The sequence below is a fragment of the Streptococcus sp. FSL W7-1342 genome (assembly GCF_037966635.1).
GTDB lineage: Bacteria > Bacillota > Bacilli > Lactobacillales > Streptococcaceae > Streptococcus > Streptococcus salivarius_D.
Genome location: NZ_CP150200.1, coordinates 1,354,491 through 1,376,496 on the forward strand (window position 1 = coordinate 1,354,491; position 22,006 = coordinate 1,376,496).

The 22,006-nt window shown below is 40.8% G+C and carries 21 protein-coding genes; 2 read left to right on the forward strand and 19 right to left on the reverse strand.

The genetic code is table 11. The features are described from left to right. Window position 1: 1 nt before the first annotated feature. From NSQ79_RS06100 to cdaA, 16 genes are all read right to left on the reverse strand, one after another. A complete protein-coding gene (locus NSQ79_RS06100; protein WP_164332245.1) occupies window positions 2–745 on the reverse strand; it encodes an acyl-ACP thioesterase domain-containing protein in 744 nt (247 codons plus the stop codon). Continuing rightward, entirely contained in the window at window positions 746–1,882 is a 1,137-nt protein-coding gene (hemW, locus tag NSQ79_RS06105) for a radical SAM family heme chaperone HemW (protein ID WP_004182690.1), read from the reverse strand. It abuts the gene before it with no gap. A 95-nt stretch (window positions 1,883–1,977) separates the two neighbouring features. Then, window positions 1,978–2,718 (reverse strand): hypothetical protein, encoded by a 741-nt coding sequence (locus NSQ79_RS06110; RefSeq protein WP_037605587.1) that lies wholly within the window; start codon window positions 2,716–2,718, stop codon window positions 1,978–1,980. A 205-nt stretch (window positions 2,719–2,923) separates the two neighbouring features. Beyond that, window positions 2,924–4,009, reverse strand: a complete 1,086-nt coding sequence (locus tag NSQ79_RS06115; protein ID WP_004182692.1) for a hypothetical protein — start codon at window positions 4,007–4,009, stop codon at window positions 2,924–2,926. A gap of 64 nt (window positions 4,010–4,073) precedes the next feature. Further along, entirely contained in the window at window positions 4,074–5,120 is a 1,047-nt protein-coding gene (gene rfbB, locus NSQ79_RS06120; RefSeq protein ID WP_002884100.1) for a dTDP-glucose 4,6-dehydratase, read from the reverse strand. Between the two features lie 269 nt (window positions 5,121–5,389). Continuing rightward, window positions 5,390–5,983 carry a dTDP-4-dehydrorhamnose 3,5-epimerase family protein gene (locus tag NSQ79_RS06125; protein ID WP_004182693.1) on the reverse strand — a complete coding sequence of 198 codons (594 nt, stop codon included), beginning with the start codon at window positions 5,981–5,983 and terminating at the stop codon, window positions 5,390–5,392. Next, on the reverse strand, window positions 5,983–6,852 hold the full coding sequence (rfbA, locus tag NSQ79_RS06130; protein WP_002883992.1) for a glucose-1-phosphate thymidylyltransferase RfbA: 870 nt from the start codon (window positions 6,850–6,852) through the stop codon (window positions 5,983–5,985). Before rfbA ends, NSQ79_RS06125 begins: the two co-directional genes overlap by 1 nt. A gap of 213 nt (window positions 6,853–7,065) precedes the next feature. Next, on the reverse strand, window positions 7,066–8,412 hold the full coding sequence (locus NSQ79_RS06135; protein WP_004182694.1) for a PHB depolymerase family esterase: 1,347 nt from the start codon (window positions 8,410–8,412) through the stop codon (window positions 7,066–7,068). A gap of 185 nt (window positions 8,413–8,597) precedes the next feature. After that, window positions 8,598–9,686 carry an FAD-binding oxidoreductase gene (locus NSQ79_RS06140; protein WP_004182695.1) on the reverse strand — a complete coding sequence of 363 codons (1,089 nt, stop codon included), beginning with the start codon at window positions 9,684–9,686 and terminating at the stop codon, window positions 8,598–8,600. 64 nt (window positions 9,687–9,750) lie between these two features. Continuing rightward, window positions 9,751–10,578 carry a ZIP family metal transporter gene (locus NSQ79_RS06145; protein ID WP_004182696.1) on the reverse strand — a complete coding sequence of 276 codons (828 nt, stop codon included), beginning with the start codon at window positions 10,576–10,578 and terminating at the stop codon, window positions 9,751–9,753. A gap of 12 nt (window positions 10,579–10,590) precedes the next feature. After that, window positions 10,591–11,379: a Nif3-like dinuclear metal center hexameric protein gene (locus NSQ79_RS06150; RefSeq protein ID WP_004182697.1), complete on the reverse strand. Its 789-nt coding sequence runs from the start codon at window positions 11,377–11,379 to the stop codon at window positions 10,591–10,593. Then, window positions 11,369–12,055 carry a tRNA (adenine(22)-N(1))-methyltransferase TrmK gene (locus NSQ79_RS06155; RefSeq protein ID WP_004182698.1) on the reverse strand — a complete coding sequence of 229 codons (687 nt, stop codon included), beginning with the start codon at window positions 12,053–12,055 and terminating at the stop codon, window positions 11,369–11,371. The genes NSQ79_RS06150 and NSQ79_RS06155 overlap by 11 nt, the downstream gene beginning before the upstream one ends. A 98-nt stretch (window positions 12,056–12,153) precedes the next feature. After that, complete coding sequence (locus NSQ79_RS06160; protein WP_037605588.1) at window positions 12,154–12,594, reverse strand: GtrA family protein; 441 nt, start codon at window positions 12,592–12,594, stop codon at window positions 12,154–12,156. A 2-nt stretch (window positions 12,595–12,596) separates the two neighbouring features. After that, complete coding sequence (glmM, locus tag NSQ79_RS06165; protein WP_004182700.1) at window positions 12,597–13,949, reverse strand: phosphoglucosamine mutase; 1,353 nt, start codon at window positions 13,947–13,949, stop codon at window positions 12,597–12,599. A 220-nt stretch (window positions 13,950–14,169) separates the two neighbouring features. Next, window positions 14,170–15,135: a CdaR family protein gene (locus NSQ79_RS06170; RefSeq protein ID WP_004182701.1), complete on the reverse strand. Its 966-nt coding sequence runs from the start codon at window positions 15,133–15,135 to the stop codon at window positions 14,170–14,172. Continuing rightward, window positions 15,132–15,983: a diadenylate cyclase CdaA gene (gene cdaA, locus NSQ79_RS06175; protein ID WP_004182702.1), complete on the reverse strand. Its 852-nt coding sequence runs from the start codon at window positions 15,981–15,983 to the stop codon at window positions 15,132–15,134. The genes NSQ79_RS06170 and cdaA overlap by 4 nt, the downstream gene beginning before the upstream one ends. A 101-nt stretch (window positions 15,984–16,084) precedes the next feature. On the opposite strand from cdaA, the gene murT reads away from it, so the two are divergent. Together murT and gatD are read left to right on the forward strand one after the other, a co-directional pair. Beyond that, complete coding sequence (gene murT, locus NSQ79_RS06180) at window positions 16,085–17,428, forward strand: lipid II isoglutaminyl synthase subunit MurT (RefSeq protein WP_004182703.1); 1,344 nt, start codon at window positions 16,085–16,087, stop codon at window positions 17,426–17,428. Then, window positions 17,428–18,216 (forward strand): lipid II isoglutaminyl synthase subunit GatD, encoded by a 789-nt coding sequence (gene gatD / locus NSQ79_RS06185; protein WP_004182704.1) that lies wholly within the window; start codon window positions 17,428–17,430, stop codon window positions 18,214–18,216. The genes murT and gatD overlap by 1 nt, the downstream gene beginning before the upstream one ends. A 52-nt stretch (window positions 18,217–18,268) precedes the next feature. Here the strand turns inward: gatD and mprF are convergent, their stop codons facing one another. The 3 genes from mprF to NSQ79_RS06200 all read right to left on the reverse strand — a co-directional run bounded on the left by mprF (window position 18,269) and on the right by NSQ79_RS06200 (window position 21,995). Continuing rightward, window positions 18,269–20,824 (reverse strand): bifunctional lysylphosphatidylglycerol flippase/synthetase MprF, encoded by a 2,556-nt coding sequence (mprF, locus tag NSQ79_RS06190; protein WP_164332244.1) that lies wholly within the window; start codon window positions 20,822–20,824, stop codon window positions 18,269–18,271. Next, on the reverse strand, window positions 20,821–21,540 hold the full coding sequence (locus tag NSQ79_RS06195) for an alpha/beta hydrolase (protein WP_013990774.1): 720 nt from the start codon (window positions 21,538–21,540) through the stop codon (window positions 20,821–20,823). The genes mprF and NSQ79_RS06195 overlap by 4 nt, the downstream gene beginning before the upstream one ends. 194 nt (window positions 21,541–21,734) lie before the next feature. Then, the gene (locus NSQ79_RS06200; RefSeq protein WP_002883990.1) at window positions 21,735–21,995 is read right to left on the reverse strand and encodes a YiaA/YiaB family inner membrane protein; all 261 of its coding nucleotides are present in this window, start codon (window positions 21,993–21,995) and stop codon (window positions 21,735–21,737) included. Between the last annotated feature and the right edge of the window lie 11 nt (window positions 21,996–22,006).

Here is a 22,006-nt window from a genome sequence, read left to right on the forward strand (position 1 = left end):
CCTACTCGTCTCCTATTTCTTTCCATTGGATAATAGCCTGAGCATGAACATTACCATCCACACAAATCTGGTGTTGACTGCTCAAACTTTCTTGGTCAAACTCGTAACCTGAATAAATTTCTGATCCATGATGAATTTCCTTAACATACTTGAGGTCAATATGGGACGGTGTGTACTTGGTCAAAAAGTCCAAATCGAAAACATCCAACATCCACTCCAAGTACTTGCTATTATTAACATGACCATTCATGTCTAGGTCAAAATAACGCACACGATAAAGCGTCTCAATTGGATTTTCCAAAGCATTATAGCGAGGTCCTCTAAGCAACTTTTTAGTCTTATCAGCTCCATAAGGTGCTACCACCTCATCTGGTACTTCTGCTACCTTACGCGTTTCATAATCCATGAGAGCAAAGGTAGTCTTAAAGAGCATAATTTGCTGACCAGTTTCATCTGTGATGTAAAAATTACGGTAACAGAAAATCTTATTATAGGAAATAGCTTCCGTTGTAATGGTCACCTTTTCATTGTAGCGAGGCAGACGGTCAATCTCAATCGCATAGTCTGTCACAATCCAAACCAGACCGTACTTATCAAAAACGTCCTTATCCGTATTTCCCAGAGATTCTGACTGCATACCAGATACTTGCAATGAAAACGCCAATAAGTGCGGTAATTTCACCTGATGCGTGATATCCGTCTCATAAAACGGAATCTGATAAGAAATACTAAATTTTAATCCCATCTAATCCTCCAAGATAAATTGCTCAGCGACACTATCACCCAAAAAGAGTCCTCGTTTGGTCATACGAACCACCTCTGGATCCTTGACCAAGAGCCCATCTTCCTGTAGTTTTTTCACAATGTCTCCATAAGTATCCGCGAATGACAAGCCAAACTTCTCTTCAAAACGTTTGATGGACACTCCCGACTTTTTACGCAAGCCAAGGAAGAACTCCTCTTCCATCATCTCCGCCTTAGTCAGATGCTCCTCGTGAAGTCTAGCATGACCATCCTCAGCTATAGCCTTTAGATAATGCTGGATAGGCCCTCTATTGCGATAACGAACACCATTAACATAACCAGAGGCTCCAGCACCCACACCATAATACTCATCATTATTCCAATACATGAGATTATGTCGACTCTCCATCCCAGGTTTGGTAAAGTTTGAAATCTCGTAGTGCTCAAAACCATTGTCTTCCAACTCTTGGATAATATAGTCAAACATCTCTGCCTCCAAGTCCTCAGTCGGAAGATTGAGCTTACCCCGACGCATCTTATTCATAAAGACCGTATGATGTTCCAATATCAAACTATAGAGACTTAGGTGTGGAATATCCAGTTCCAGTGCCTTTCTCACATTTTCCTTGACCTGATCCATAGTTTGACCAGGTAGTGCATAAATAAGGTCAATGGAAATATTATGAAAACCAGCAGCCTTTAAGCTATCAATACTTTCATAAATCTGTGCTTGATTGTGACTGCGACCAATTTGACGCAAGTGCTTGTCATCAAAGGTCTGAACCCCTAAAGATACGCGATTTACAGCTGATTTTTTGAGCACCTCAATCTTATCAACCGTCAAATCCCCAGGATTGGCCTCAATGGTAAACTCCTCCAACTTAGACAAATCCAAATTTTTCTGAAGATTGCTTAAAAGGTAGTCCAATTGCTCCGCAGAAATAGCTGTCGGTGTCCCACCACCAATATAAAGGGTGCGAAGCTCCTTGATATCTAAAAGCTCCCACTCACGAATCAAAGCCCGTAGGTAGTCATCAACGGGCTGATTTTTAATAAAGACCTTGGAAAAGTCACAATAATAACAAATTTGTGTGCAAAATGGAATGTGCACATAGGCTGACGTTGGTTTTGTTTGCATGTAACTATTCTACCATTTTTTAAACAGAAATGAGACCTCGAATGATAAGAGTTTGAGCCAAAAAAGAAGCCATCTCTCCAGATAGCTTCTATTCTTTATTTTGTTAATGAGAATGGGAAAGCATTATAGTTGCTATAATCAAAGGTTGGTCCCAAGTCAGAGATGAATTGAACTGGCGTGTAAGTTCCATTTTCAAGAATAAAGCCAGGCTTAGCTTGAAAACCAGCTCCCCCTATTCCTGTAATACCAGGAAGCAAGGTAGAAAAATCGCCACCCTCCCAAACGTAGAGATTTCCAGAAATTTGAACAGCTTTTGCAGTTGTAGAGCTTTGACGATAGGGTTCGTAATCGACATTGAAATTTGCCTTTGAAGTGATGTTGCCATCAGCATCAACTGTAAAACTAATGTCCGTTGCTTGAGGACTTGTACCAGTCCAAGTTCCAACCAAAGCTGCTGGGACAGGAGCGTCACTTTGGGTATCAGCTGTTGCTTGACTAGACTTGTTTGACTCAGAAGCAACACTACCATTTGTCCCTGCTTGAGCATCATTTCCAGCTGAGGCTTGATTTTTTGAAGAGCTAGCTCCAGGAGCACTCGCTTCTTCTTGACCTTGAGAATCCTTTGAAGATGAAGCTTCTGTCTTTGACTTTTTAGCAGACTTCTTCTCAGATGTTTTTGTTTTAGCAGATGACTTCATTACTTTAGAAGTTGACGTTGTAGATGATGCTGCAGTGTCTTTTTCTGACTTAGAGCCACATCCGACAAGTGCTGTAGAAACAGCTACAGACAACAAAACAAGGGAACAAACACGGATAACTTTACTTTTCATTTTCATAAACCTCTTATATATATTTCTATTATATCTATTTTGTTACAAAAATCAAGTATTTTATGTAATTTTTGTAACAATCATGTAATTAATTGTATCGCTGTCATAAGTTAATATCGTATTTACAAGTAAAAAAAGCCCATCACTCCTAGAGGAATGATAGGCTTCTGCATCTTATTTAGGTACTTCTTACCTGCTAGAGGTATCGTGATTAATCTTTGTCTTGTCTTTCGATATAACCTGAATAGAGATCTCCATAGCTATCCTCTAAGATAACAATGCGCTTGCCACCATCTACAACTGCAAAATAGTAGGAACTTCTCTCATCGTGGTAGATATCATTAACACTCTTAGCCTGATAACCATGTGACTTAAGAGACTTCTGTATTTTATCAAATTCTTTCTGCACCTTATCATTATCTACTTTACCTGATTTGTTCACCAGATATTCTCTTAAAGGTTTAGCAATTAAGATATCTGTATCATCGGAATCTGTAGAAATAACACCATTTTCAGAGATAGTAGCTTTTCCTTCGGCGTCATCATCCTCATCAAATTTCTTCCAGTTACCAACAAAGGCTTTTGGAACCTCCGCCTTATAAAAAAGACATCTCTTTTTAAATTCTTTAGTGTTTGATCCGTGGGAAAATACTTCTGATAAGCCTATGTCTAAAATGACATTTGTTCCATCCTTCTGAACCAGATTATAGTAGCCATATCGTTCAGTCTTAACCAGTATGACCTCTTTTGTATGAAATTGGTACTTCTTGTCAAAATCAGCAATAGATTTTAGTTTTGAATCACTTACCGCCTTTATGCTTCTTTCAAACTCTTGTCGAACCTTCTTACCGAGAGCAACTTCTTTAATATTATCTTCCGTATAGCCAGTAAAAAGTTTTGAATTCTTTTCTTTTAAATCATAAACAAGCCCGTCATTATTACCATTTACCCACAAGCCACCCAAGTTTGTTCCTTTGGAAGAAAACAAAAAGAGGCCAAGACTTGTTGCTACAACAAGAAATAAAGCAATCCCAAGACCAAGAAAAGTCTTCTTGCCAAACTTTTTCTTCTTAACAAAGACAATTTGTTGTGAATAAGCTGGGTTGACCATTTGACCAGTCATTTGATTTGGAAAAGGCATGGCTCCTTCAGTCACGGAATTTCCATTGTTGGAAAAAGTAGCTTGTTTTCCTTCCATAACAAATTCACCATTTAGAAGGGCCTGCTGACACTCCTGAATAGTGGGTTTACGATTATTAATCGCTTCAAAATATTCAATCCATTCTTTTCTATTCATCATCTCTCCTAAGATTTCTTAATAGAAAAATCTATCACTAGCTTGGAAGTGATAGATTTTCCAATTATTTAAGCACTTCTTGTGTCTTAGCGTAGTTAGCTTCAACAGCTTCTTTTTCGGCTTTCCACCAGTCTTGGTGATCTGTGTACCACTTGATTGTTTCTTCCAAACCTGATTCAAAGTTTGTAAATTGTGGCTCCCAACCGAGTTCTTCACGCAATTTTGTTGAGTCAATAGCGTAACGCAAATCATGACCAGCACGGTCTGTGACACGGTCGTAAGCATCTTTTGGTTGCCCCATTTTTTCAAGGATGAGTTCAAGAACTTCCTTGTTATTCTTTTCACCATCGGCACCAATCAAGTAAGTTTCACCGATACGGCCTTTAGTGAGGATAGCCCAAACACCAGTTGAGTGGTCGTTAGTGTGAATCCAGTCACGGACGTTTTTACCTTCACCATAAAGTTTTGGTTTAATTCCTGACAAGATGTTGGTGATTTGACGTGGAATGAATTTTTCGATGTGTTGGTAAGGTCCATAGTTGTTTGAGCAGTTTGAAATAGTTGCTTTAACACCAAATGAACGCACCCATGCTTTAACGATAAGGTCTGAAGCAGCCTTAGTTGATGAGTATGGTGATGAAGGGTTGTACTTTGTTTCTGCTGTGAATTTTTCACCAGGACCTTCACCGTGTCCAGGAAGATCTTCACGCAATGGAAGGTCACCATAAACTTCGTCTGTTGACACGTGGTGGAAACGAATATCGTATTTACGAGCAGCCTCCAAGAGTGTGTAAGTACCAATGAAGTTTGTGTGGATAAATGGTGATGGGTCGTTCAATGAATTATCATTGTGGCTTTCAGCCGCATAGTGAACGATAGCATCAGCCTTAGCAGCCAATTTATCAACCAATTCAGCATCAGCAATATCACCAACAACCAATTCAACACGGTCACCAAGGATTTCTTCAATATTGGCACGGTTACCAGCGTAAGTGAGTTTGTCAAGGACAGTCACATGTACGTCTGGATGGTTGTTGTAGACATAGTGTACGAAGTTTGAACCGATGAAACCTGCGCCACCAGTTACGATGATATTTTTATATTCAGTCATTTTTTCTCCAAAAAATATTATTTTTCTTAATCGTTCCTTAAATCAATCTTTTTTAGCTTTCCTTAGGTGAGTACGGACGTCAGCGAACTTCGAAGAAGTTCCATGACTAAGTTTTGAGCCTGATGTCTCAAAACTTCCGAGCACCTGAAACACAATGATTCAGGTGCTTTTCTCACGGCGGAAAGCTAATCATATAGCTCGCTTCGCTCGTTTATAACAAAGCTAAAAACTATATAATGATTTTCTTAATTGTTTCAAGAGCTATATTTTTACAAATCCTCTGGTTTGAGGGGGGTAACGTCTTTGAGCAATGGGTGATTTTTATCTGCTTCTGAGACTTCTGCTTCTTCCAAGTTTTCCCACTTGATATCAAGGCTTGGGTCAGCATAGTTGACAAAGGCATATTTAGGTTTAAGTTCAAGTGCCCAGTAATCGTTTACGAGATAGCTGTATGATACTTTGTCAGACAGAACTTGGAAACCATTGGCAACACCACGAGGAACAAAGATTCCTTTTGAGGCATCAATAACAGTTTGATAAGTATTCCCAAACGTTTCGCCTTCACGGAGGTCAACCCAAGTTCCAAGAACCTTTCCTTCATCTGCCACTGAGATGTATTTATCCCAAGGCTCGGCGTGCAAGCCACGCAAAACATTTTTACGTGAGAAAGAAACGTTATTTTGCAATTTTCCTTCTGCAAAGAATGATTCTGGAAAACCAAGTGGCAACATCTTTTCCTTTTGGAAGTTTTCCTTGAACCATCCACGGTTATCTCCATGAACAGGAATATCAAATTCAAGCAGACCTGGGATGGCATCAATCTTGCGTGCAGCTAATTCTTTACCAAAAAATTGTTCAGTCATTATGCTTCTCCAATCAAACGGAGCAAATATTGTCCGTATTCATTTTTCTTAAGTGGTTGTGCCAATTCAAGAACCTGTTCTTTAGTGATATAACCCATGCGATAGGCAATCTCTTCAAGGTTAGCTACTTGGACATTCTGCAAACGTTGAACTGTTTCGATGTACTGAGCAGCCTGCAAGAGACTTTCGTGAGTGCCTGTATCCAACCAAGCAAAGCCACGTCCCATAAGCTCAACAGAGAGGTCTCCACGTTCTAGGTAAGCCTTGTTAACATCCGTGATTTCAAGTTCGCCACGAGGGCTTGGCTTGATGTTTTTAGCAATTTCCACAACATCATTGTCATAGAAATAAAGACCAGTTACAGCAAAGTTTGATTTTGGATGCTCAGGTTTTTCCTCGATAGAGATGGCATTCATATTGTCGTCAAACTCAACAACTCCAAAACGTTCTGGGTCCTTAACTTGATAACCAAAGACTGTGGCACCTTTTTCCTTAGCTTCAGCACGTTGAAGCATGGCAGAAAGACCATTGCCATGGAAAATGTTATCCCCGAGGACAAGTGCAACACTATCGTCACCAATGAAGTCTTCACCAATGATAAAGGCTTGAGCCAATCCATCTGGGCTTGGTTGTACTGCGTAAGAAAGTGAAATACCGAACTCAGAACCATCACCAAGAAGCTCTTCAAAACGTGGAAGGTCCTGTGGCGTTGAGATGATGAGAATTTCCTTAATACCAGCCAACATAAGCGTTGAGAGTGGATAGTAAATCATTGGTTTATCGTAAATCGGCATCAGTTGTTTTGATGCAGCACGTGTCAATGGATACAAACGTGTCCCTGAACCACCTGCAAGAATAATACCTTTCATAAGAAGGCTCCTTTTTTCTCTAATATATTATCTATATTTTAGCATTTTTCAGCCCTCTTGTCACGGTAAACCCTATGTTCTTAAGCTTTCATTAAGAAAATCACAAGTGCCCATTTTCTTAATCCAATCTAAAAAAGGATTTCGATTGAAACCCCTTTAGATTGAGGATAATATCTTGTAATATTCCCTTTGGGGAGTGTGATTATCATCCTCTTAGTGTCTTTGTGCACTCATCCAGTCAAAGATACTGTTATAAGTTTGTCCATTGACACTGGCACGAGAGCCACCTCCATTAGTTGGATCGGTGGCTACCATACCGCTGTAACCGTCCCAATTTTTCGTATTTTCAGGATGCTGAACGCCAATCACCTGGTCATGGAAGAAATAAATCCAAGCCCAATGCCCATCATACTCTGTCCCAGGAAGATCAGTCCCAGTAGCTGTTTCAAAGTATGAGAACCACTTGTTAGTAGCTCCAGAGGTAATCAAGCTCTTATATAAAGGCAAGACACTATTTTCTGGTTGGACTGTTGCGTCTGCCTTTGTGTGAATCAACCACATAGGCTGGTTCTTCAGTTTATCAATTCCAGATTGGTCAACAGTTAGTGGCGCTGCTATTGGAATGAGAGCTGCAAAATAATCTGGATAGGTTGCTCCCATGGTCAAGACCATACCACCACCATTTGAAACTCCCGCAAGATAGATTCGTCCCTTATCTACCTCAGGGTGATTAGCTAGGTAGGTATCAATGGTCTCTTTGAGTTGGGCTGCATTATCTGATCCCCAAGGTGTCTGCGTTTGAACAGCCAGAACATTAACCCCACGCGCCTGATCACCAGTTGTTAAGAAATGGCCTTGAATCTCAGGCTGGGTAAGCGCATAGACGTCATTTGAAAGAAGCGGAATATTCATATCTGTCCCTCTTTCACCAATACCGTGTAACCAGACTATCAATGGTTTGGTGCTATTCCCTGTACCAGTCTGGGCACTATAAGCCGCATACTGCATGTTACCTACCTCTCCTCGCTCGTCGAAAACCTCCGTCGTTGGCATCAAACGATTGTTGATGGCATCTTGCTCAGATGAAACCATCTGTGACTGACTACTACCTTCTGCCACTACTGACAAGTCTTTCATTGATACCATATAACTTTCCAGCCATTGGTTAGTCCAAGTAGAAAGGTTGAAATACATAGGTTCAGCATTCCCACCCATGTTGTAGCGGTTATAAGACGGTAGGCTCAATTCAAGCGTCACGTACTTGCTGTTATCATAATAGACCACATGCCCCTTATCATCAGAAACATAAGAGTTCGTTACCTGACGACTGACCCCTGCTGTTGTAACCTGAGTTGAGCTGTGGACAACCTCTGGCGTGACCTTCTGATTAAATTCAAAAATGACTTTGGTTACAGCCGGTCCAAACTCATAACTTTCTAGAACAATACTTGTCTTTGTCACAGCCAAGTCTTCTGCTGCCCCTGCTTTGACAGATAGGCCTAAACTTATGGCTAGCAAAGTAACAAGGACTGTCACATATACTTTAACTTTTTGGAACATAGTCCCTCCCCTTTTTTATTAGTATTCACCTACAATCGATGAACAGTTACTATTTTATCATTTTCTAATCAAATAAGAAATAGATGCAAAGAAATTCTAATAAAAAGAATCAGCTAGCATCCCTAAATAAGGAGAAATAGCTAACTGATTCATAAATTTCAATATATTGGAGGGCTTTAATACTATTAGTCTTTTTTCTTAACGTACTGAGCCACTGGATAATCTGCACTGTCCAAACTACCAGATCGGTTCATAACCAAATCAACCAAATTTTTTCCAATAAGTGGCCCTGTCGTAAGTCCTGAAGATCCTAAACCAGAGGCGACAAAGACACCCTCAAGCTCTGGAACTTCTCCAAAGAAAGGTGAGAAATCACTCGTGTAGGCTCTAGTTCCCACACGTTCTGAGAAGGACTTGGCCGTACTTAAGTCAGGGAAATAGGTCTTAGCCTCTTCCTCCAGACTTGCAAGTACAGTCTCATCAACTGTCAAATCAAAGCCTTGGTCATTTTCATGGCTGGCCCCTACCGAAATCTTTCCACCAGCAAAAGGAATGACATCCAATTCGCCCTCTGGCATCAGAACAGGTAATCTACCAGTATCCATGCCCTCAAAGAAATAGTCGCGCAATTGCCCCTTTTGGGGGCGAACATCTACGTCAAAACCAAGGGGCTCGAGTGTTTGACCTAGCCAGGCACCACAAGCGAGAATGACCTTATCAAAAGTTTGCCCATTAATCTCGTAAGTGCCATTATCAAGAGGAGATAGTATGACTAGACCCTCTACCTTTTCAAAACCAGAGGCCTCAATCAAAGTAGATGTTAATTCTGCCCCCTCCACTCTGGCACCTCCAGAAGCATAGAGATAACGGTCAAATCCAGTAAATTCAGGGAGGTCGGCAGCATTTTTTATAGAGAGTTCACCAATAATGGGTGATTCTTCTAGCCTAGTTTCTGCATGCTGATACAAACCGTCCAACTTACTATCATCTTTCTTGAGAAGGGCTACACCAGACTGATCATAGAAGCTCGTGTCATAACCATCATTTTCAAGATCTGAAACTAAATCTTGGTAAAAATCGGCTCCCAAACGGGCCATTCGATACCAGGCTTTATTACGACGCTTGGAAAACCAGGGGCTGATAATCCCTGCTGCCGCCTTGGTGGCTTGCCCGAGACCATGATCAAATACTGTAACCTCTGCGTCTTTTTCTTTTGATAAGTAGTAGGCAGCCGTTGAACCGACGATACCTGCACCAACAATTGCTATTTTCATTTTTTACTCCATCTATTTGAAAAGAGCTGAGTCCTATATCAATAGGCACAGCTCTCTAGTATTTTTAACCTAAGGCCACGTCCATGACCATCATGACGACAAAGCCAACCATGAGTCCTAAGGTGGTGACGTCAGTATTACCATTGGTTTGTGATTCAGGAATCAATTCCTCCGTTACCACAAAGATCATGGCACCAGCCGCAAAAGCCAAAGCATAAGGAATAATCGCCATCATCCACATAACAAGAGCAGCTCCCATAACAGCCCCTATAGGCTCCACGATGGCTGACATAGATCCCCAATAAAAGGCCTTGATACGAGATTTTCCATCTGCTCGAATAGGAATAGAGAGGGCTGCACCTTCAGGGACATTCTGCAAACCAATACCGATAGCTAGACCAATGGCTCCCATGAGACCAGCAAGTGTCATATTCCCACCAGCTAGGGCACCAAAGGTAACACCAACCGCCAATCCCTCTGGAAAATTATGAATCGTGATAGCCAAAAAGAGCAAGGCTGTTTTAGACAACTTTTTCTTACGAGGTTGAATCCCTTCTGCTTTTGAGATGTCATTTCCTAAATGCAAATGAGGAACGACGGCATCAATTAAACGGAGGGCAACACCACCAAGCAAGAAGCCAGCTGCCGCAGGGAACCAGGACCATTTCCCATAGCCATTTTGAGTCGCATAGGTTAAAGAGGGATCCAAAAGTGACCAAAAAGAGGCCGCAATCATGACACCAGCCGCAAAGCCCATCATGATATCTAACAATTTACGACTAATATTCTTGAAGAAGAAAACAATGGCCGAACCGACAATGGTACAGCCCCAAGTAAAAAGACCTGCAAGTAAGGCCAAAAAGACCACATTTTGATGTAAAAGCCAAGTCAAAGACACATCCTCCTACAAATGATCAAAAGGATTAGTTGAGGACTGACTCTCAAGTATGGTCACATTCCAATCATGCTCACGTTTCCAAGCCTCAAGTTTTTCAGCAATCTTTGAGATAAAGAGGGCTTCAACATGGTGCCCAGGGTCAATAGCCAAGAGACCATTAGTAATCATTTCTTGCCCTGTATGGTAGTAAACATCACCAGTGATAAAGACTTGTGCGCCCTTTTTCAAAGCATCCTTGTAAAATCCTTGACCACTACCCCCACAAATAGCCACACGGCTAACAAGAGGATTATTATGGTCATAACGAACCAAGCGAACACTGTCCAAGCCAAAAACTGCTTTTACTTTAAGAGCAAGTTCTTCAATGGTCTGTGGCACGATATCACCCACTCGACCGATTCCATGATTTTCAGAAGTCTGTGTTAAATAAGTGGTGTCTTTAATGTCAAGTATGTCACAAAACCAATCATTAAGCCCATCATTGACAACATCAATATTAGTATGACTCACATAGACTGCAATATCATGCTTAACCAGGTCAAGCAAAATATCTCGGTCAGGCGAAGAGACCAAATCCTTAACTGGACGGAAAATTGGAGCGTGTTTAGCAATGATAAGGTCCACACCTTTTTCAATAGCTTCAGCTACTGTATTTTCACGAACATCCAAGGTAACCATGACCTTCTGAATCTCCTTATCCAGACTGCCAATTTGCAAGCCAACCACATCACCTTCCATGGAAAGCTCCTGTGGACAAAATTCCTCATAAGTCTTGATAAGTTCACTAGCTAACATGGTTCAAAACCTCCTTAATGGTTTGAATTTTATCTTCAATAGCTGCACGGTCAGTCTGATTGGCAAGAGGAATGGATCCTAAGGCAATCTCAAGTTTATTGATTTCTCGCTGCCATTTGAGCTGGAAAACCTGAGATTGTTCTTTCATGAGATGAGGACCAAAACGCACTTCCTTGTCTGAAAGGCTCATATGTCCAGCTTCTGCCACCATGATTTCGTAGTATTTGCCATTTTCAGTCATGATGGATTCGGCAATAATCTCAAAACCATTTTCCATCAACCAAATACGGAGATCATCTTCACGATTATTTGGTTGTAAAATCAGACGGTCTACGCCTGTTAGTTTGTCCTTTCCAGCATCTAGGATATCCGCAATAAGACGTCCTCCCATGCCACAAATCGTGATAGTTGTTACCTCATCAGCAGGTTCGAAGGCAGCCAAGCCATTAGCCAAGCGCACGTCGATTTTATCTTGGAAACCAGAAGCTGAGACATTAGCAAGAGCAGATTCATAAGGGCCTTTTACCACTTCACCAGCAATAGCTGAAGTAATCAAACCTTTTTCAAGTAAATAAATCGGAAGATAGGCATGATCACTGCCTACATCCAAGAGTTTTGCGCCTTTCGGAACATAGGTTGCTACGTCCTTGAGGCGTTGAGATAATTGTACGTACATGTTTCATCTTTCTATTTTTTTAAGTCTCTTCAATTATATCAAAAAAGGAGGTTGGTAAGAAATGCTTTTAACACATTTCCTAACAACTTCCTTTTTGTTTATACTTTCTCGCCTGTAAAGACGAAAAATTTAGAAATAATGTAGTTCAATACAATGATAAGGACCTGAGAGAACAAACTCTCGATACCATTTACCCAAGCATGACTATGACCAACAAATTGACCAATAATTTCTGGATAGGTATCAACCAAGAAATAGGCCAGAGCCAAATCCAAGACCAAGGTCAAGAGGCGGGCTCCCACGAACTTAACAAAGCGCGTGACCATACCTGTCTTTTCCTGATTAAAGACAAACATGTCATTTGTAAAAAAGGCAAAGATAATGGCAATCGCATTTGCTAAGACTGCTGAAAGTGCTCCTTGTTGAGTAAACTGGAAAATCAAAGTACGACTAACCATATAGACCAAAGTTGCCAAGACACCAAAGAAAAGGTACTTGAAAACTTCGGTAGCCATGAAGGCTCTCAGTTTAGCTATCATACTTAGTCCAATCCAATTTCTGCACGAACAACATCAGCAATCGTATCAACGTAGTAATTCACTTCATCATCTGTTGGTGCTTCTGCCATAACACGAAGGAGAGGTTCTGTACCACTTGGACGAACCAAGATACGGCCATTTCCAGCCATCTCAGCTTCCATTTTTTCAATGATAGCCGCAATTGCAGGAACTTCCATAGCCTTATCTTTCATGCTATTTTCCACACGGATATTAACCAATTTTTGTGGATAGATAGTCACTTCTGAAGCCAATTCAGACAAGCTCTTACCTGTTTCAACCATGACTTTAGTCAATTGGATTGCTGTCAATTGGCCATCACCAGTTGTGTTGTAATCCATGATAATAACGTGTCCAGATTGTTCACCACCAAGGTTGTAGCCGTTTTTACGCATTTCTTCGACAACGTAACGGTCACCAACAGCAGTCACTGCCTTGTTAATACCTTCACGGTCAAGTGCCTTGTGGAAACCAAGGTTTGACATAACTGTTGTCACAATGGTATTTTTAAACAACTCGCCCTTTTGTGACAAATGTTTACCGATGATGTACATCACCTTGTCACCATCAACAATATCACCATTTTCATCAACAGCGATGAGACGGTCACTGTCACCATCAAAGGCAAGACCGATAGCTGAGCCAGTTTCTTTAACCAAGGCTTGCAACTGCTCTGGGTGTGTCGAACCAACACCAGCATTGATGTTAAGGCCATCAGGTTGGTCACCAATGACAGCGATTTCTGCGTTCAAATCAAGGAAAATATTACGTGCAGATACCGCAGCCGCACCATTAGCCGCATCCAAGGCAACCTTCATACCACCAAGGTCAACACCTGTAGCTACCAAGAATTTTTCATATTTACGAAGACCTTCTGGATAATCCACAAGGGTTCCAAGTCCTTCAGCTGAAGGGCGTGGAAGCGTATCTTCTGCAGCATCGAGAAGGGCTTCAATTTCCGCTTCACGCGCATCATCCAATTTAAAGCCATCACCACCAAAGAACTTGATGCCATTATCAAGAGCTGGATTATGGCTGGCTGAAATCATAACACCGGCACTTGCATTTTCTGTACGAACCAAATATGAGACACCAGGTGTTGCAAGTACTCCAAGTTTGTAGACTTCAATACCCACTGAGAGCAAACCTGCTACTAAGGCAGATTCCAACATCTCACCAGAAATACGTGTATCACGTGCCACAAAAACTTTAGGACGGCCAGTCTCATGTTGGCTAAGCACATAACCACCAAAACGACCTAATTTAAAGGCCAATTCAGGCGTAAGTTCAACGTTTGCTTCTCCACGAACACCGTCTGTTCCAAAATATTTACCCATAATTTTATTATTAGTGCTTGAGCACTAAATCCTCCTTAAACTGTGATGCTGTTTAGCAAGAGTCAATCTAGTGAAATCTATCTAGATAATCTAACTTTATAAGATTTCGCCAATATTTTCAACCCTTGATTTTAAACATTTTTAATTGGTTACATTTTTATGAGATTAGGCCCTCTCAGTCCCATCCATTATACATGAATTTGGGGAAAATGTAACTCCCCTATTTTTGCGTGACTTTTAAGTTAACCTTAACAGTGCCAGGCTGAACCGTAACACCTTCTGCCTTAAGGTCTATTGTTTTTGAAGTATCCTTAGTCACTTGGCTAATGTCCACAGGGACTGTGATGCTATCAATCTTATCCATAGCTTCTTGGCTACCAACGATAGTCACATGCCCACGATCAAAGCTATAGCTGATATTAGACACATTGCTAGCCTTATCTCCAGTCAGTTCAACCTTGACAGGAACAGATTTGCTTAATTTTCTCAAATTAATCTTGGCGTGTACCTTAGCTGGTGAGATAGAACTTGCTAGGACTGTTCCATTTGCCGAAACGGCTTGAAGAACCAGGTTACCATCATAATCTTCAGACAGGTTGGAATCACCTTCCAATACTGCTTGAACATGGTCAATCTGGTTAATGATATCTTCACTCGACGTCACTTCTACCTTGGTTTCATCCAGGCTAACTTTTTTCACTTCATAACCATTTGCCAACTTATCTGATGTAATATTAGCTACTACATCAAAGGTCTTGCTGGCTTTTTTGCCAATAGTTGCCGTCAAGGTTGATGGAGATACCTGCGCAGACATTCCGGCTGGAAGATCCTTAACCTGAATAGGTACTCGACTGGTTCCTTGGCCTAAATTTGACAAATCAGCAACTAATTTAAAGTGACGTGTATCACTACTTGTCTCAGTCGTTAAAGCCAGCTGTGTTGTCGCCGTCAAATAGACTTCGGCATCATAGGAATAACCACTGATAAAGTACTTATCACTATCATATTTTATATCCACAGGAACCGACTCAATGGTTTGTGTAAAGGTATTAGATGCACTTGAACTATTCTGTTTATTTTGCGCGTTCCCCGACCAGGCTGTGAAAAAGAGTACTACAGCAAAGAAGAGTGCAACTAGTATCTGCCATAAACGATCGTTTTTAAAGAAATTTACAAAACACTTCATTTTTTGCTACCTCCAATCCAACGTTGGAAGAATGACTGACGTGGTTCTTGTTCTTTCAACAAGATAAGACTCAACTCTTGTTCAAATTCTTGAACGGAGAGATCGTGTATGAAATTTCCCTTGTAAGCAATGGAAATCGCACCAGTCTCCTCGGAAACAACAAAGGTAAGCGCATCTGTTTGTTCTGAAAGACCAATGGCAGCTCTGTGCCTAGTTCCAAACTCTTTGGAAATCTTATTAGATTCCGTCAATGGCAGATAAGAACAAGCCGTCGCAACCTTGTTATCTCTGATGATAACTGCTCCATCATGAAGCGGTGTATTTGGGATGAAAATATTAATTAATAGTTCCCCAGTCACCACCGCATCAAGCGGAATCCCCGTCGCAATCTGCTCTTGTAAGGTCTGAGTCTGTTCAATAGAAACCAAGGCCCCAATCTTACGAGGACTCATGTACTTAACAGCTTTAACAAAGGCTTGAACCAACTTCTCGTCTGAACTAACCTCTTTACTTTGCAAAAAATGCTGAGGCGTACGCCCAAAGGTTTCAAGTGCAGAACGAAGCTCTGGCGCAAAGATCACAACCGCCGCAATGGCTCCATAGTTGATGACCTGATTCATCAAATAAGAAATCGTCGTGAAGCCTATAAAATCAGAAATCAGTTTGACAAAAATAAATAAGACAACCCCTTGAACAAGGGTCATAATTTTTGTCCCTCGTAGGGCCCTAATAAAGCGATAAATTAAAAAAGCAACAATCAATATGTCCAAACTATTGACGATAACTTTCAGCGGACTATCGAAGAGTGACCGCCAAAAATCAATATCAATGGACGAAAGTATTCCCATACATATCACACTTTCTTTTAATTTTTAAACAGTTTCTATTATACCACGAATTCTAACTATTTTGAGACTACAATCACTACTTTTTGTGATAAAATAAATTCATGACTATGAAAACTACCATGGGAATTCTGGCGGGTAAAGCTAGCCATTTCGTCCTTTCAAAATTGGGACGTGGTTCAACCCTGCCTGGAAAAATTGCCCTTAAATTTGACAAAGATATTTTAGACACTTTAGCCAAGAACTACGAGATTGTCGTTGTCACTGGAACCAACGGTAAGACTCTGACAACAGCTTTGACAGTAGGTATTCTTAAAGAAGCTTTTGGTGAGATTGTGACCAATCCTAGTGGGGCCAACATGATCACAGGGATCACTTCTACTTTCCTAACAGCTAAAAAAGCCAAGTCTGGTAAGAAAATTGCTGTCTTGGAAATTGACGAGGCCAGCCTTCCAAAAATCACTGAATACATCACTCCAAGTCTTTTTGTTTTCACAAATATTTTCCGTGACCAAATGGACCGCTATGGTGAAATCTATACCACTTATCAGATGATTTTAGATGGTGCTGCTAAGGCGCCTGAGGCTACTATTTTGGCTAATGGAGACAGTCCTCTTTTCAATTCTAAAGAGGTAGTCAATCCCGTGCGTTTCTACGGTTTTGACACTGAAAAACATGATCCAGAGCTGGCTCATTATAATACTGAAGGTATTGTCTGCCCTAAATGTGAGAGTATTCTTCAGTATCGCCTTAATACTTACGCTAACTTGGGAGACTATGTGTGCCTTAACCGCGACTTCCACCGTCCAGAATTAGATTATAAGCTGACAGAGTTGACTAAAATCACCAACACTACTTCTGAATTTGTCATTGATGGACAAGATTACAAGATTAATGTCGGTGGTCTTTATAACATCTACAATGCCCTTGCTGCTGTTTCTGTCGCTGAATTCTTCGGAGTGGCTCCAGAGCAAATCAAAGCTGGTTTTGATAAGAGTCGTGCTGTCTTTGGACGCCAAGAAACCTTTAAGATTGGTGACAAATCATGTACCCTCGTACTAATTAAGAATCCCGTAGGAGCCAGCCAAGCTCTTGACATGATTAAACTTGCCGATTATCCATTTAGCTTGTCAGTCCTACTTAATGCTAACTATGCTGATGGCATTGACACCAGCTGGATTTGGGATGCCAACTTTGAAAGTATTCTCGAAATGGATATCCCTGAGATTAATGCTGGTGGTGTACGCCATTCTGAAATTGCCCGCCGCCTTCGTGTGACTGGCTATCCAGAGGATAAGATTACGCAAGCAGAAAAACTTGAAGATATTATGGCCTTGATTGAAAAACAAGATTGCGATCATGCCTATATCTTGGCGACCTATACTGCCATGCTTGAATTCCGTGATATTCTTGCTCAACGTCATGCTGTCGGAAAGGAGATGAACTAATGACCTATACTTCACTCAAATCTCCAGAAAATCGTGACTACACCTATGACCTAAATGTTGCCCACCTTTATGGTAATCTGCTCAATACCTACGGTGACAACGGTAATGTCCTTATGATCAAATATGTGGGTGAAAAACTTGGTGCTAAGATGACCTTCGACATCGTTTCAGTTGGTGATGACTTCGACAAGGACCACTACGACATGGTCTTCTTTGGAGGTGGTCAAGACTACGAACAATCTATCGTTGCCAAAGATCTCCCCTCTAAACGTGATGCCATTGGTCAATTCATCCAAGATAATAAAGTAATCCTAGCCATCTGTGGTGGTTTCCAACTTCTTGGACAATATTACATCCAGGCTAACGGTGTCCGTATTGATGGTATCGGCGTCATGGGTCACTACACCCTTAATCAAGAAAATAACCGTTACATTGGTGATATCAAAATCCATAACGAAGAGTTTGATGAAACTTACTATGGTTTTGAAAATCACCAAGGGCGTACCTTCCTTTCTGATGATGAAAAACCACTTGGCAAAGTGGTCTACGGTAATGGTAATAACAAGGAAGATGGTACTGAGGGTGTCCACTATAAAAATGTTTATGGTAGCTACTTCCATGGACCAATTCTTTCTCGTAACGCCAACCTTGCCTACCGTTTGGTTACAACTGCCCTTCGTAACAAATATGGCCAAGACATTGAATTGCCAAGTTACGATGACATTCTCTCAAGTGAGATTGCTGAAGAATACGCAGATACTAAATCAAAAGCAGAATTTGAGAAATAATTTTAGAACATAGCAAAATAGCGAAACCCCAGGGTTTCGCTATTTTTTATATCTATTTCCAAAGACGTCTTTTCTTCAATCTGTCTTCAATTTTACGATTATCAATCCTTAAAATGGCAATCATATCAAACAAGAGCCAAGTTCGTTTAGGATAAACAATGTATTTTGGAGACCATATTGGAGAAAACTTCTCCTTATAACGTTGGAGCCCACTAAAAGAGTAAAAACGCTGCGCAAAGACATAGACCAAATTGGCAACCTTCTCTTCCAAGAAACTATCTTCTTCAGTACCCACATTCGCGAGTGGAGCCATCCCCATATCAAAGTATTGCTTTCCTTCTGCTTGGAAATACTGGAAGAGTTTGACAAAGAGGTAATCCATAATACCTTCAGGTGCCTTTTCAAAATCATAACGCATAAGGTCTATCGTCGCCACCCGTTTGTTTTTGGTTGGCATGATATTAGCAAAGGCTACAATTTCTCCATCCTCACTCTCAACAATAGCAATCGGTGCCTGCTGCAGATAAGCTTCATCAAAGAAACCAAGAGAGAACCCCTTCTCCTTACGACCGTTAAGCCAAATATCTGAGACAGCCTTCATTTCTTGCATCTGAGTCTCTGAAAATGGAGGATCAAGTAACTTAAACTGGAAACCTGCTTTTTCGACACGATTGGTTGGTTTACGGAACTTCTTACCATGCTTACCATCGACAGAGAATGTCGTCAAATCAACCATGGCGTTTTCCCCAAATTTCATAAAATCAAAGCCATAATCATGAAGCATCAGGGTAATACTCTCGTCTGCCTCATAAAACAAGGCTTGTAAATTCCAATCTGATAGTGTCTTCAAGAAAGATTCCCAAGCTGCTCGGTAATAGTTTTCATTACCAATTGGATTTCCCATAACCACACACTTATTGCTGGTTTGTGCAAATTGGAAAACTACCTGGTCTTGTCCATCGACACGATACCAAAAGAGGCGTTTATCATGTAAATAAGCCAAGGCACTTTCTGATGCACCTCCGTATTTCTCAAGGAGAGCTGTAAAGCGCTCATCATCCATACTTTGACCAAAAGTCCTGCGGGGTGCCAAAATTCTCAAGACTCCCCAAACAATAGTTGCAATGATAACTGATGCCAGTAAAATATCAAACCAAATATGAACAAAATGTCCAAGAACATCCCGGTTCTTAGGTGGCAATAAATGAGACCAAAAACCGCTGCCACCCAGAACAAGAAGAACCAGAATAGTAAAGGCTAGGAAAAGGAAATCCTTGGTTTTGTCTTCCCAACTATAAACAAAGTAACGATGATACAACCTCTTTCTGATGATCAACATAAGCACCAAAGAGAGTACAATTAGGAATGACATAGCCCAAGAAATACCATTGAGATTGACATAAATCAAGGTCAAGACAAAGGTTATTAAGGAAGCAATGAAAGCTCCCTTCACCCGACGTCTGATGAGACGAGCCATGAAAATGAATAGAGTTCCAAATAGGATACTTGGGAATTGCCAAATCAACTGTTCCTGAATAGGATTAAAACGGCTAATAAAGTAGACATTTGCCAAGCGTTCTGGGATTAAGGCTGACAAAATCAAGAAAATCCCTGAAAAACGTAGCAAATACACAAGAAAGCGGTGGAGACTTCCACCAAATACTCGTGAAGAAAGTTTGAAGTATTTCTCGTTGATACGCCCTCCCATGTGTTTGAAAAAGAAGACAACACCTAACAAGAAAGGAATAATGTAGTAGGTTAAACGAAAGAGCAAGAGCAGACTAACCGCTAGAGCATTGCTAACCCCCATAGAGGTCAGACCGGTAATCACAATCAAATCGAAACTACCAATCCCACCCGGAATCATAGAGAAGATACCAATAATAACTGCTAGGAAATAAAGAGGAATCAAATTATAAAGAGGAACATGCAAGCCCATTAAATAAGCTACACTTACAAAGCTTCCAAGGGCCGTTCCCCATTCAGCTGTCGAAGCTAAAAGAAGACTTAGCCTCGTTTTCAATGGTACTTGACCAAAATAGGCTAATTTTTCACGACTAGAAACAAAGAAAATAAAAGGCAGATAAAGGAAAATCCCCAATAACAGTAACCAATACTTTCTTAAATCTGGACTTAGAGGGAAGAACCAAAAGACAGCGAATACCAAACCACTTAAAAGGGATAGGCCCGACATAAAGTAAGGCAATAAACGAGAAAGTGCCTTAACACCCGTCTTTTCCTGCCCATCCTCAGAATAAAAGGAATATCTCAGACCCACATCGACCAAACCAGCAAAACCAGCTAAATTATTAATGGTGTTAACAGCCCAACTAGTTTCTAAGATATAGGATTTGGAATAATCCGTTTCTAGCTCCTTATTCAGTATGATGTCATAAAAGAGCATAGGGGAGACAGCGACTAGTCCGATGATAGCCATCAAAACAAGATGCCAAATAGACAAACCGCCCAGAGCTGACTCAAGTGACTCTAAAGTGATGGTCCGTTTGAGGCGAACCAATTCTATGACGACAAGAACCGTAATCGAGATAAAGAAGATAGATTTAACGGCCGCTTTTAAAGGTTGAAGTCTCTCTAAAAGACGCTTCATGCCACCACCTCTTTTCGACTAATTCTCACAAGCTCACGAATCATTTGATTGAAAATCTTATATTTACGTTGAGCTAGACGATGCCCTTCTCGACGTTGGACATAAAGCTTATGAATTGGAAAGAGTTCCGAAATCTCCCTAGAATGCCTGATACTGATAACATCCCTTTGCCCCATAACTACCCAAACAGGATAGGCAGCCTGATGTAGACGTTCCCTATCTAGTGGCAAGTCATGAAGCATAAGCCCCGTTACCTGAGCCATGATATCCATTTTAGATGAAAATGGTGACAAGGCTTTTAAGCAAAGATATTGTATATAGACCGCGAATCTTGAGCGTCTCGTCAACCCATTAAAGGTCATATTTCCCGCATTAAGCAAGAGCCCTGCAATCCGGTCAGGATAACGACTAGCATAAACCATAGCCAAATTGGCACCGTCACTATGACCGACAAATAAGGCCTTCTTGATATTCAAATATTGCAAAATTTCCTCCAAATCGGCAGCCATCTGTTCAAAGGTCATCTTAACACTTTGACGACTGGACCTGCCGTGATTACGACTATCAATGAAAATTAAACGATAGTCTCGATACAGAATTCCTTGCTTACCAAAGTAATTTCCTGACAAATTATTGCCATGCAAAAAAACAATTGGAAAGCCTTTACCGAGATCACGATAATAGATGATTTGACCATCTTTCACTTTGAATTCCATAATATTACCTACCTTTTCACTAACGCATTCTTATACGATAATTAGTCTTATAAGGCATTGAGGCTGATGAATTGGACTTACTCATTCCAAAATCATCTAACCCTCTTCACTCCATTATAACACTTCCACTAGGAAAGAGTCAGAATATTTGTGCATTTTCTGCAAAAAGAAAAAGCCTTTTCAGGCTTCTCTTCTTATTGTTCGAAAGTTTGTTGAGCGATGAGTTTGTTATAGTTTTCTTCATCTTCTTGGTTATCACGGACAACCTTAGATACTGTAAATGATGATGAAATCAATCCTACACATCCCATGAGGTAGTAACCCTTAACCATCAAAGGCTCTTTAAGGGTATAGAGGCCTACCAACATCAAGATTACGAAGAAGGCAAATGATCCCCATGCCATCATGTTGAAAGATGTTGTGTTACGATACACTTTTTTCTTTACTTTGTTCATAAAGTTAGTCT

What these genes read in the sequence shown, in the direction of transcription:
- gatD (WP_004182704.1), top strand. Translation starts at nt 17,428, where the DNA reads ATGACCTATACTTCACTCAAATCTCCAGAAAATCGTGACTACACCTAT.
- NSQ79_RS06110 (WP_037605587.1), bottom strand. Translation starts at nt 2,718, where the DNA reads ATGAAAATGAAAAGTAAAGTTATCCGTGTTTGTTCCCTTGTTTTGTTG.
- NSQ79_RS06150 (WP_004182697.1), bottom strand. Translation starts at nt 11,379, where the DNA reads ATGTTAGCTAGTGAACTTATCAAGACTTATGAGGAATTTTGTCCACAG.
- NSQ79_RS06170 (WP_004182701.1), bottom strand. Translation starts at nt 15,135, where the DNA reads ATGAAGTGTTTTGTAAATTTCTTTAAAAACGATCGTTTATGGCAGATA.
- cdaA (WP_004182702.1), bottom strand. Translation starts at nt 15,983, where the DNA reads ATGGGAATACTTTCGTCCATTGATATTGATTTTTGGCGGTCACTCTTC.
- hemW (WP_004182690.1), bottom strand. Translation starts at nt 1,882, where the DNA reads ATGCAAACAAAACCAACGTCAGCCTATGTGCACATTCCATTTTGCACA.
- NSQ79_RS06155 (WP_004182698.1), bottom strand. Translation starts at nt 12,055, where the DNA reads ATGTACGTACAATTATCTCAACGCCTCAAGGACGTAGCAACCTATGTT.
- NSQ79_RS06160 (WP_037605588.1), bottom strand. Translation starts at nt 12,594, where the DNA reads ATGATAGCTAAACTGAGAGCCTTCATGGCTACCGAAGTTTTCAAGTAC.
- mprF (WP_164332244.1), bottom strand. Translation starts at nt 20,824, where the DNA reads ATGAAGCGTCTTTTAGAGAGACTTCAACCTTTAAAAGCGGCCGTTAAA.
- NSQ79_RS06135 (WP_004182694.1), bottom strand. Translation starts at nt 8,412, where the DNA reads ATGTTCCAAAAAGTTAAAGTATATGTGACAGTCCTTGTTACTTTGCTA.
- NSQ79_RS06100 (WP_164332245.1), bottom strand. Translation starts at nt 745, where the DNA reads ATGGGATTAAAATTTAGTATTTCTTATCAGATTCCGTTTTATGAGACG.
- glmM (WP_004182700.1), bottom strand. Translation starts at nt 13,949, where the DNA reads ATGGGTAAATATTTTGGAACAGACGGTGTTCGTGGAGAAGCAAACGTT.
- NSQ79_RS06195 (WP_013990774.1), bottom strand. Translation starts at nt 21,540, where the DNA reads ATGGAATTCAAAGTGAAAGATGGTCAAATCATCTATTATCGTGATCTC.
- rfbA (WP_002883992.1), bottom strand. Translation starts at nt 6,852, where the DNA reads ATGAAAGGTATTATTCTTGCAGGTGGTTCAGGGACACGTTTGTATCCA.
- murT (WP_004182703.1), top strand. Translation starts at nt 16,085, where the DNA reads ATGACTATGAAAACTACCATGGGAATTCTGGCGGGTAAAGCTAGCCAT.
- NSQ79_RS06125 (WP_004182693.1), bottom strand. Translation starts at nt 5,983, where the DNA reads ATGACTGAACAATTTTTTGGTAAAGAATTAGCTGCACGCAAGATTGAT.
- NSQ79_RS06140 (WP_004182695.1), bottom strand. Translation starts at nt 9,686, where the DNA reads ATGAAAATAGCAATTGTTGGTGCAGGTATCGTCGGTTCAACGGCTGCC.
- rfbB (WP_002884100.1), bottom strand. Translation starts at nt 5,120, where the DNA reads ATGACTGAATATAAAAATATCATCGTAACTGGTGGCGCAGGTTTCATC.
- NSQ79_RS06115 (WP_004182692.1), bottom strand. Translation starts at nt 4,009, where the DNA reads ATGAATAGAAAAGAATGGATTGAATATTTTGAAGCGATTAATAATCGT.
- NSQ79_RS06200 (WP_002883990.1), bottom strand. Translation starts at nt 21,995, where the DNA reads ATGAACAAAGTAAAGAAAAAAGTGTATCGTAACACAACATCTTTCAAC.